Genomic DNA, 9,396 nt, shown 5'->3' on the forward strand with positions numbered 1-9,396 from the left:
GATTGCTTCGCTGCGCTCGCAATGATGTTGTGGACGGCCCCACCTAAACGGCATCAAGTGCCAAAACGTGGTCGCCGCAGCGCCACAAAGAGGGGGACTGTCCATGACGAAGTTTATCAGAGCCGCGATTGATCTGGGCAAGAACTATTTTCAGGTTCATGGGCTCGAGAGCGAGGGTGGCCGATCGATTTCGCGCAAGGTGAAGCGTTCGAAGCTGCACGAGGTCTTTTCGCAGATCGATCTCTGCCGGGTCGGTATGGAGGCGTGCGGTTCGGCGCATTATTGGGCTCGCCAATTGGTCGCGATGGGACACGAGGTAGTCCTGATCCCGCCCACTTACATCAAGCCCTATGTCAAGCGGGGCAAGAACGACGCGGTTGACGCGGCTGCGATCTGCGAGGCGATGTCCCGACCGGATATGCGCTTCGTGCCGATCAAGAGCGCGGAGCAGCAAGCCATTTTGATGCTGCACAAGACCCGCGAGCTGCTGATCAAGCAGCGCACGATGGCCGTCAATGCCTTGCGCGGCCACCTGGCCGAGTTCGGCATTGTCGCCGCCAAGGGTATCGGCCGCGTCGATGAACTCCTGGCGCAGGCGAAGGCGGATGCTGCGCTTCCGCCCATTGCCGCGGCCGCAGTGACCTGCATCGCTCAACATCTGGAAGGGCTCAACGCCTCGATCACGACCGTGGAAGAGGAACTCGCCAGGGCGCACAAGCAAAACCCGATCAGCCGCGTGCTCGACGAGATTCCAGGCGTCGGGACCCTGGTTGCGTCGGTGGTCGCGGCCAGTGTTCCCGATCCGGGCGTGTTCAAATCGGGGCGTGACTTCGCGGCATGGCTCGGTCTGACGCCCCGGCAAAATTCGAGCGGCGGCAAGGAGAAGCTCGGCGCAATCACCAAGCAGGGCAACCGCTACATCCGCAAAATGCTCGTCACGGGGGCAACCTCAGTGCTGCGTGTCGTAGGCAAGCGCACAGGCGCTTTGGCCGACTGGATCAACGCGCTGCGGGCCAGGAAGCCCGAGCGGCTGGTCGCCGTGGCTCTGGCCAATAAGCTGGCAAGGATCTGCTGGGCGATCATGACCACGGGCGAGGGCTTCCGTACCGACACCTATGTCAAGGCGTGAGCGCACCTCACCGTCTCAAACAGCCTTCACGAGGAGTATCCCGGTTCAAGATTGGTAAGCACGAAAGAAGTGATGAGCGATACGGTCACCGCCGAAAACCATGGACACCCCGACATCGTCACGAGCCACCAAGCTCGCCGCAATGATAGGGACCAGGGCAATCGGATTTCATCAGGGCCAGCGGTCATAAAGCCCGCACCAAAAGGCCGGACATATGACCGAAGCAGACCAACCTCGCTCCACACTTCAAAAAGCGCTTGCCAATAGGGGCCGTCCACATATGACGATGTGGACGGCAGCGAACTACAGTCTACCCCATCACCCTGAGGTGGCCGCTTCTTCAGCGGCCCTCGAAGTGCGGCGGCCCGGCTGCATCGGGGCCGTCCATCCTTCGAGGCTCCCGATGAAGCGCATTGCGCTCCATCGCTTGCAGCTCAGGATGACGGATCAAACATACCCAGCTGTGCGCAACGCGTTGTGTCTGCCGCTCAGTCTCCGCGCTCCCGCCACGAGCGGTTGACGTGGCGAAAGCTCGCAGGCTGGTGATTTGCGTTTCGCCGCCAATTATTGGCGAATGCGTCGCCTGAATCAGGGCAAGACACTGGGGCACTCATCAGGAAGGATCGACCATTGAGCATTGAAACCACCGTGACAGCCGACGTCGTCGGGTTGACGAAAGTCGCCCCTGTGTCGCGTCGCGGATTCATGAGCGCCACTGCCTCCGTCGCTGCCGGCTACACGCTGGCGGCAGGTCCCGTGCGCGCCGACGTGATCACCACCGACACCAGCGGTCTCCAAGCCGGCGACGCCAAGATCAAGGTTGGCTCCGAGGAGATGCCTGCCTATTTCGCCCGTCCCGCCGGCAACACCAAGGCGCCGGTGATCATCGTCGCGATGGAGATCTTTGGCCTGCACGAATACATCAAGGATGTGACCCGGCGCCTCGCCAAGCTCGGCGCTTTCGCCGTTGCGCCCGACTATTATTTCCGCAAGGGCACGGATCTCACCAAGGTCACCGACATCAAGGACATCCTCCCGATCATCAACGCCAAGCCGGATGCTGAGCTGTTGTCCGATCTCGATGCAACGGCTGCCTGGGCGGGATCGCAAGGCGGCGACACCACCAGGCTCGGCATCATCGGCTTCTGCCGCGGCGGCCGTATGGTCTGGGAATATGCTGCCCATAACGGCGCGCTCAAGGCCGGCGTCGCCTTCTACGGTCCGCCGGTCGATCCGCCCAATCCGCTGTGGCCGAAGAGCCCACTGCAGCTCGCGCCCGAGATGAAGGCGCCCGTGCTCGGCCTCTATGGCGGCGCCGACACCGGCATTCCCGTGGCGCAGGTCGAGCAACTCAAGGCGGCGCTCGAGCAGAACAAGAAAACGGCCGAGTTCAAGATCTATCCGGACGCGCCCCACGGCTTCCATGCCGACTATCGCGGCAGCTACCGCAAGGACGCTGCGGAGGATGCCTGGAAGCAGGCGCAAGCCTGGTTCAGGAAATATGGCGTGTTGAGCTGATGCAGAATTGCAAAGGGCGGCCCATCGGCCGCCCTTTTGTCTCAGGGCGCAAGCTTCCCCTCGCCATCATGCCACAATGCATCGAGGCCGTGCCGATAGGTCGGGTAGACAAGTGTCACACCAAGCTCGCGCTTCAATCTCGCATTGGAGACGCGGGCGCTGCTTGCATAGAAGCTGCGCGCCATCACCGACATCTCCGCGGTTGCAAAGGCCTCTTCAGCGGGTGGCGCGACGCCCATGAGCTGCGCGGCATAGGTGATCACGTCCTGTGGCGGCGCGGGCTCGTCGTCGCAGACGTTCCAGGTGCCGCCGTCCTGATGCTGGATCGCTGCCATGATCGCGCTCGCGATGTCATCGACATGGATGCGGTTGAAGATCTGGCCGGGCTTGATGATACGCCTGGCCCTCCCGCTGCGCAGCGTTACCAGCGCGTTGCGGCCGGGGCCGTAGATGCCGGCAAGACGGAGGATCGCGACATTGCCGTGCGCCGCCTCCATCCAGGCCTGCTCCACTGCGACGCGCATCCGCGCGCGCTCGAGGGAAGACTGCGGCGGGGTGCTCTCGTCCACCCATCCGCCGGCGTGATCGCCGTAGACGCCGATGGTGGAGAGATAGACGACCTTGCGGCGGCTTGTCGCGAGCGTATCGCCGAGCACCGCGAGGGCGGGATCACCGGTGCTGCCGGGCGGGATGGAGGTCAGAAGGACATCCGCCTCGCCGAGACGGTCGACCGTCGCATCAGCCGGACGGCTGCCGGAAAAACCGTGCAGCTCGATGCCGGCCGGGTCGCCCCGCCCGGCGGGATCGCGTACCGTGCCGGCGACATGCGAGAAGCTGCCGCCGAACCTGCGGACGAAATGCCGGGCGCTGTAGCCAAGGCCAAGGATGAAGAGCCGCATGCGTCTCCCGTGCAGGTCGGAGTTCCCGTCGGCGCTGTCAGCGCGTCGCTCGCTCATAAGAGATTTTTGGATCCGACAAAAGCGATTGCGATTTTACTCGCCTGCTGCCTCGGGCGATGGCCGCTCCTGTCAGAGTCTTCACCGCGGATCAGTGCACCCGGTGGCTCGCTCTATCGTCCTCGGCCTGCTCGACAATCTGCGCGATCGGGCTCGACTGGTGATGCACCAGTCTCCAGCCATCGCCCACACGGCGAAAATGGTTGGCGGCGGCGAGCGCAGTGCCGTCGACGATCTCGATGCAGAGCACGCGGGCGCTGTCACCGTCGACGATCGCCTGCGGCTCGGCGCAGACGATCTGCGGGCGTTCCGGATTTTGCAGGATGTCGCGCCAGCTGCCGATCACGGTGGCATGGCCGATGATCGCGGGCCAGCCGGGATGAATGCAGGAAATGGCGTCGTCATCCGCCCACATCTGCTTCATGCCGTCAAAATCGCCCGTCGAGAAGGCGGTGTAAAAAGCCGCGTTCGCGGCGATGACCTTGCTGTCCTTTGCCATCCCTCCCGCGTGGGCCAATGACAGGCAAAAATCAAGCGCGACTTCTGTACGACTTTGAACGCAATGCAGCATTGCTGCCCACTTTGTGGTCACGCCGGAACCAGCGTCTCCACCGCGTGCTGCGCACCGTGCGCATAAAGCCGGCCGAGCGCCGCGGTCACGGCCTCGCGCAGCCGCGGCTCAGTCCCGAGCGGCCCGAACACCTTTGTGACGCCGAGCAATGCAGGCGCAAGCCGTTCAGCCACGGGACCGGCTTCGCGCGCGAGGCCGGCAAGCTCGGTGGCGAGGGGATCGCGAACGTCGATGGCGCGGCCTTGCTCGTCCGTTGCGGTGACGTAGCGCATCCAGCCGGCCACCGCGAGTGCGTGGGTCGCGATCGGCAGATTCCTGGCGAGGCGATCATACATCGCGCCGAGCAGGCGCTGTGGCAGTTTTTGCGAGCCGTCCATCGCGATCTGCCAGGTGCGATGATGCAGCGCCGGATTGGCAAAGCGCTTGAGCAGCGAGGCGCGATAGGCGGCGAGATCGGTGCCCGCGGGCATCGTCAGCGTCACTGCGGCATCTTCCATCACCCGCGCAGCGAGGCGCGCGAAATGCGGATTCTGCATCGTATCGGCGATGGTCTCGTAGCCGGCGAGATAGCCGAGATAGGCGAGCGCCGAATGGCTGGCGTTGAGCAACCGCAGCTTCATCAGTTCGAACGGCTTGACGTCGGCGACGAGCGCGACGCCTGCTGCCGCGAGATCGGGCCGGCCTGCCGCAAAGCGATCCTCGACCACCCATTGCGTGAACGGCTCGGTGATGACGGGCCAGGCGTCACGCATCCCGAGAGCCGCGGCGACCGCCTCGCGGTCGGTCTCCTGCGTCTCAGGCACGATGCGGTCGACCATGGTGCAGGGGAAGGTGGCCGTATCCGCGATCCATTTGCTCAGTTCCTTCGAGTGGAGCGCAGCAAATTGCGTGACGATCCGCTGCACGGTATGGCCATTGGCGGCGAGATTGTCGCAGCACAGCACCGTGAACGGTTGAACACCCAGCGCCCGCCGGCGCGCCAGCGCCGCCACGATGAAGCCAGGCGCCGAGCGCGGCCTATCGAGATTGTTCAGGTCGTGCACGACGTCAGGATGCCGCTCATCAAGATCGCCGGTCTGCGGCGTGTGGCAATAGCCCTTTTCGGTGACCGTGAGCGAGACGATGCGGATGGCGGGATCGGCCATCCGCTCGACCAGCGCGGCCGGCTTCTCGCGTGCGACCACGCTCTCGAGCAGCGCGCCGACGATGCGATGCTCGGTGCCTTCGGCGGCACGCACGGCGACCGTATAGAGATGGTCCTGCGGGGCGAGGGCATCGCGCGTATCAGGGCTGCGCAGGCTTGCGCCAACGATGCCCCAGGATGTGGTGCCCGCGGCAAGACAATCGTCGATGACGACAGCCTGATGCGCACGATGAAACGCGCCGAGGCCGAGATGCACGATGCCTGGGGTGACGCGCGAACGGTCATAGGCCGGGGGGCGGATGGCCGCCGGCAGCTGGTCGAGATTGGAGCTGCCAAGCCGCATGGTCGTATCTCCCCTGATTGGCCGCTGCTTGACATGGACCCCGTCGACGGTCAATGCTCCGGCCAATTGGTCAGACCAATTTTATTGGCGGGCCCGCCCCGGCCGGCGGACCTTTTGGGGAGGCCGGCGTGCCGCTGGAAGCTGTGGAGGCGAGACGGCTTTATCGCCAGGTCGCCGATCAATTGCGAAGCCTGATCGACAGCGGCGAGTACGCGGTCGGCAGCCGCTTGCCGACCGAACGTGAGCTCGCCGAGCAGCTGAAGATCTCGCGGCCGACGGTGCGCGAAGCCCTGATCGCGCTCGAGGTCGAGGGCCGCGTCCGCATCCGCGTCGGGTCCGGCATCTATGTGACGGATCCCGCCGACGCAACGCCAGCGCCCTCCGCCGTCATCGAAGGACCGTTCGAGCTGTTGCGCGCCCGCGAATTCCTCGAGAGCGCGATCGCACAGCAGGCCGCGCGCGTGGCGACGAAGGACGACATCGCACGCATCGACGCAGCGCTGGTCGCGATGGAGAATGTCGCGCACCCCGGCGAAGCGTCGATGGTCCATGATCGCGCCTTCCATATCGCGATCGCCGGAAGCGTCGGCAACGCCGTGCTGGTCCGCGTGGTCGGCGAGCTGTTCGACCAGCGTCTCAATCCCTATTTCGCGCAGCTTGCGCACTATTTCGAAAACCCCACGACGTGGCGCACCGCGCTCGACGAGCACCGGGCCGTGCGCGATGCGATTGCAGCGGGCCAGCCTAAAGCGGCGCGTGATGCCATGCGCGATCACCTCGCGCATTCGCAGGAGCGCTTTGCGCAGAACTTCGGCGCCGAGGCCTCAACAGGGTCGCCGTCAGCGCGGAAGCGGGTGGCGCGATCCGGAACTGAGCCAACGACGCCAAAACGACCGTCTGCCGTGCAGGCCAAGAGCGGCAGCGCGCGGCGGCGATGAGATTGGACGGCTCGTCTGTTTTACGGCGAGTGAACGAAGCTGCAGAAGCAATAGGATTTTCCCAATGACCTCGACCTATCTCGCCGCAACCCTGTTCGGCCCCGAAGATCTGCGCATGATCGAGCACCCGCTCGACAAGCTCGCGGATGGCATGGTGCGCATCCGTTTTGGCGCCGGTGGCATCTGCGGTTCCGACATGCATTACTTCCGCCACGCCCGGACAGGCGATTTCGTGGTGAAGTCGCCGCTGGTGCTCGGTCACGAGATCTCGGGCGAGGTCGTCGAGATCGCCGGTTCGGCGCCCAATTTGACGGTCGGGGACCGCGTCGCCGTCAACCCGTCGCGCTGGTGCGGCCATTGCGGCGCCTGCCGCGAGGGCCGGCAGAACCTCTGCGAGAACATCTACTTCATGGGCTCGGCGTCGAAGACGCCGCACATGCAGGGCGGTTTTGCGAACTACTTCGACGCGGTCCCGGCGCAATGCGTCAAAATTCCCGAACATGTGTCCTATCAGGCCGCGGCGCTCGCCGAGCCGCTCGCCGTCTGCCTGCACGCGGTCGCGCGCGCCGGCAATATCCAGGGCAAGCGCGGCATCATCTTCGGCGCCGGCCCGATCGGGCTGTTGACCATGCTGGCGGCACACCGCGCCGGCATGGCCGACGTTACGGTCGCCGATATCGCGCCGGCACCGCTGGCCTTCGCGACCAGGCTCGGTGCGTCCCATGTCGAGAACGTCTCCACTGGTGAAGAGGGCCTGAAGACGCAAGCGGCGTCGCGTCCCTATGACGTCGCGTTCGAGGTCTCGGGTACGGCTGCTGGCCTTGCCAGCGCGATCGGCATCGTCAGGCGCGGTGGCATCGTCGTGCAGATCGGCAATTTGCCGGGCGGTCAGATTCCGACGCCGTCGAATGCGGTGATGGCCAAGGAGATCGACCTGCGCGGCTCGTTTCGCTTCGGGCTCGAATTCATGACGGCTGTGGAACTGATCGGGGCCGGCAGCGTCGACGTGCTGTCGCTGGTCACCGCCGAGCGACCGCTCTCGACCGCGCCGGATGCGCTGCGGCTGGCGCTCGATCGCTCGCAGAGCGTCAAGGTCGTGCTGACCGCCAATTGATTGGAGACAATGCATGATGCGCGAGGGATGGCGCTGGTACGGGCCCAATGATCCCGTGTCCTTGGACGACGTCAGGCAGGCTGGGGCGAGCGATATCGTCTCGGCGCTGCATCAGGTGCCGATCGGGGAGGCCTGGACCCGGAAGGCGGTCGAGGAGCGCAAGAATTTCATCGAGAACGGCCAGCCCGGCCGTTCGCAGCTGACCTGGTCGGTGGTGGAATCGATTCCGATTCCTGATGACGTCAAGCGGCTCGGCGGGAAGGCGACGAAGTCGATCGATGCTTGGATCGCGAGCCTGGAGGCGGTGGCCGCCTGCGGCATCAAGATCATCTGCTACAATTTCATGCCTGTGGTCGATTGGTGCCGCACGGATCTCGAATGGAAGCTGCCCAATGGCGCGCGCGCCCTGCGCTTCGACCAGGAGCGGTTTGCGGCATTCGAGCTGCATATCCTGGAGCGCCCGGCCGCCGTGCAGGACTATTCGCCCGAGCAGCAGGCGCGTGCCAAAAAGCTGTTCGACCAGATGAGCCAGGCCGATATCGACTATCTCATCATGGTCATCGCCAGCGCATTGCCGGGCTCGACCACCGAGCCGATGACCATTCCCCAATTCCGCGACAAGCTGGACGCCTATCGCGACATCACGCCAACAATCCTGCGGCAGCATCTCGCCGAATTCCTGGCGCGCGTGGCGCCGGTGGCCGAGCAGCTCGGCGTCTCGCTGACGCTGCATCCGGACGATCCGCCGCGGCCGCTGTTCGGCCTGCCGCGCATCGCTTCCACGGCTGAGGATTACCAGGCGCTGTTCGACGCCGTACCGTCAAAAGCCAACGGCATCTGCCTCTGCACGGGCTCGCTCGGCGTGCGCGCCGAGAACGATCTGCCTGCCATGGCGGAACGCTTCGGTCCCCGTATCGCCTTCGCGCATCTGCGCGCAACCAAGCGCGAGGCGGATGGGCTGTCGTTTCATGAGTCCGATCATCTCGACGGCGACGTCGACATGGTCGCGGTATTGAAGGCGCTGTTGAAGGAGAACGCGCGGCGGTCACCGGACAAGAAGATCGTATTTCGCCCCGATCATGGCCATCGCATGCTCGACGATCTCGTCGCCACCAAGCGCACCAATCCCGGCTACACCGCAATCGGCCGGCTCCGCGGCCTGGCCGAACTGCGAGGCGCGATCCGGGCGATCGAGCATCGCTGAGGCAAAGCTCTATCCACATCGTCATTGCGAGCGCAGCGAAGCAATCCGGAATCCCTCCGCGGAAAGACTCTGGATTTGCTTCGCTGCGCTCGCAATGACGTGGAGAGAGGCGAGCCTCCCGTGGGCCTCCCCTAAATTGGTGGACACCTATAGCTTAGGCAGAGAGAGGTGTCGGATGGCGAAACGGCAGCGTCGGTCATATTCGGACGAGTACAAGGGGCAGGCAGTTGATCTGGTTTTGTCGAGCGGTCGCTCGGCGAAGTCGGTATCGAAAGAGCTCGGGCTCGATGGCTCCGTGCTCAGTCGATGGGTGAAGGAGCGGAGCACGGTAGCAGCCGGCGGCAGCGCCGCGGCGCCCACGTCGCAAGCGTCGGTGCCGTCGGCGGACCAGGCTGACGTGATCGCACGGTTACAGCGGGAAAACGAGCAGTTGCGCATGGAGCGCGACATTTTAAAAAAGTCGATCGCGATCCTTGCTG

At 64.6% G+C, this 9,396-nt stretch carries 9 protein-coding genes; 6 read left to right on the forward strand and 3 right to left on the reverse strand.

Annotation, left to right across the window (positions count from 1 at the left end):
• Positions 1–103 precede the first annotated feature (103 nt).
• The gene (locus BM222_RS39295; protein ID WP_143106014.1) at positions 104–1,129 is read left to right on the forward strand and encodes an IS110 family RNA-guided transposase; all 1,026 of its coding nucleotides are present in this window, start codon (positions 104–106) and stop codon (positions 1,127–1,129) included.
• A 630-nt stretch (positions 1,130–1,759) separates the two neighbouring features.
• A complete protein-coding gene (locus BM222_RS39300; protein WP_092239954.1) occupies positions 1,760–2,647 on the forward strand; it encodes a dienelactone hydrolase family protein in 888 nt (295 codons plus the stop codon).
• A 41-nt stretch (positions 2,648–2,688) separates the two neighbouring features.
• Here the strand turns inward: BM222_RS39300 and BM222_RS39305 are convergent, their stop codons facing one another.
• The 3 genes from BM222_RS39305 to BM222_RS39315 form a co-directional block, all read right to left on the reverse strand.
• A complete protein-coding gene (locus tag BM222_RS39305) occupies positions 2,689–3,546 on the reverse strand; it encodes an SDR family oxidoreductase (protein ID WP_092239959.1) in 858 nt (285 codons plus the stop codon).
• Positions 3,547–3,694: 148 nt separating this feature from the next.
• Complete coding sequence (locus tag BM222_RS39310) at positions 3,695–4,102, reverse strand: nuclear transport factor 2 family protein (protein ID WP_092239955.1); 408 nt, start codon at positions 4,100–4,102, stop codon at positions 3,695–3,697.
• A gap of 89 nt (positions 4,103–4,191) precedes the next feature.
• Positions 4,192–5,661, reverse strand: coding sequence for a mannitol dehydrogenase family protein (locus tag BM222_RS39315; RefSeq protein WP_092239960.1), 1,470 nt, complete (start codon positions 5,659–5,661; stop codon positions 4,192–4,194).
• Positions 5,662–5,789: 128 nt separating this feature from the next.
• Here BM222_RS39315 and BM222_RS39320 point away from each other — a divergent pair, with 128 nt between their 5' ends.
• The 4 genes from BM222_RS39320 to BM222_RS39335 form a co-directional block, all read left to right on the forward strand.
• Positions 5,790–6,599 carry a FadR/GntR family transcriptional regulator gene (locus BM222_RS39320; RefSeq protein WP_177243752.1) on the forward strand — a complete coding sequence of 270 codons (810 nt, stop codon included), beginning with the start codon at positions 5,790–5,792 and terminating at the stop codon, positions 6,597–6,599.
• Between the two features lie 64 nt (positions 6,600–6,663).
• Positions 6,664–7,713 carry an L-idonate 5-dehydrogenase gene (locus BM222_RS39325; protein WP_092239957.1) on the forward strand — a complete coding sequence of 350 codons (1,050 nt, stop codon included), beginning with the start codon at positions 6,664–6,666 and terminating at the stop codon, positions 7,711–7,713.
• 16 nt (positions 7,714–7,729) lie between these two features.
• A complete protein-coding gene (gene uxuA / locus BM222_RS39330) occupies positions 7,730–8,917 on the forward strand; it encodes a mannonate dehydratase (RefSeq protein WP_177243753.1) in 1,188 nt (395 codons plus the stop codon).
• A gap of 175 nt (positions 8,918–9,092) precedes the next feature.
• A partial coding sequence (locus BM222_RS39335) for a transposase (protein ID WP_143106016.1) occupies positions 9,093–9,396 on the forward strand: 304 nt, incomplete at its 3' end.

Origin of the sequence: Bradyrhizobium sp. Gha (genome assembly GCF_900113735.1) — a bacterium.
In the GTDB taxonomy this organism is placed as follows: domain Bacteria; phylum Pseudomonadota; class Alphaproteobacteria; order Rhizobiales; family Xanthobacteraceae; genus Bradyrhizobium.

Coding starts and splice junctions, on each gene's coding strand:
- BM222_RS39305 (WP_092239959.1), bottom strand. CDS start 3,546: ATGCGGCTCTTCATCCTTGGCCTTGGCTACAGCGCCCGGCATTTCGTC.
- uxuA (WP_177243753.1), top strand. CDS start 7,730: ATGCGCGAGGGATGGCGCTGGTACGGGCCCAATGATCCCGTGTCCTTG.
- BM222_RS39315 (WP_092239960.1), bottom strand. CDS start 5,661: ATGCGGCTTGGCAGCTCCAATCTCGACCAGCTGCCGGCGGCCATCCGC.
- BM222_RS39310 (WP_092239955.1), bottom strand. CDS start 4,102: ATGGCAAAGGACAGCAAGGTCATCGCCGCGAACGCGGCTTTTTACACC.
- BM222_RS39295 (WP_143106014.1), top strand. CDS start 104: ATGACGAAGTTTATCAGAGCCGCGATTGATCTGGGCAAGAACTATTTT.
- BM222_RS39325 (WP_092239957.1), top strand. CDS start 6,664: ATGACCTCGACCTATCTCGCCGCAACCCTGTTCGGCCCCGAAGATCTG.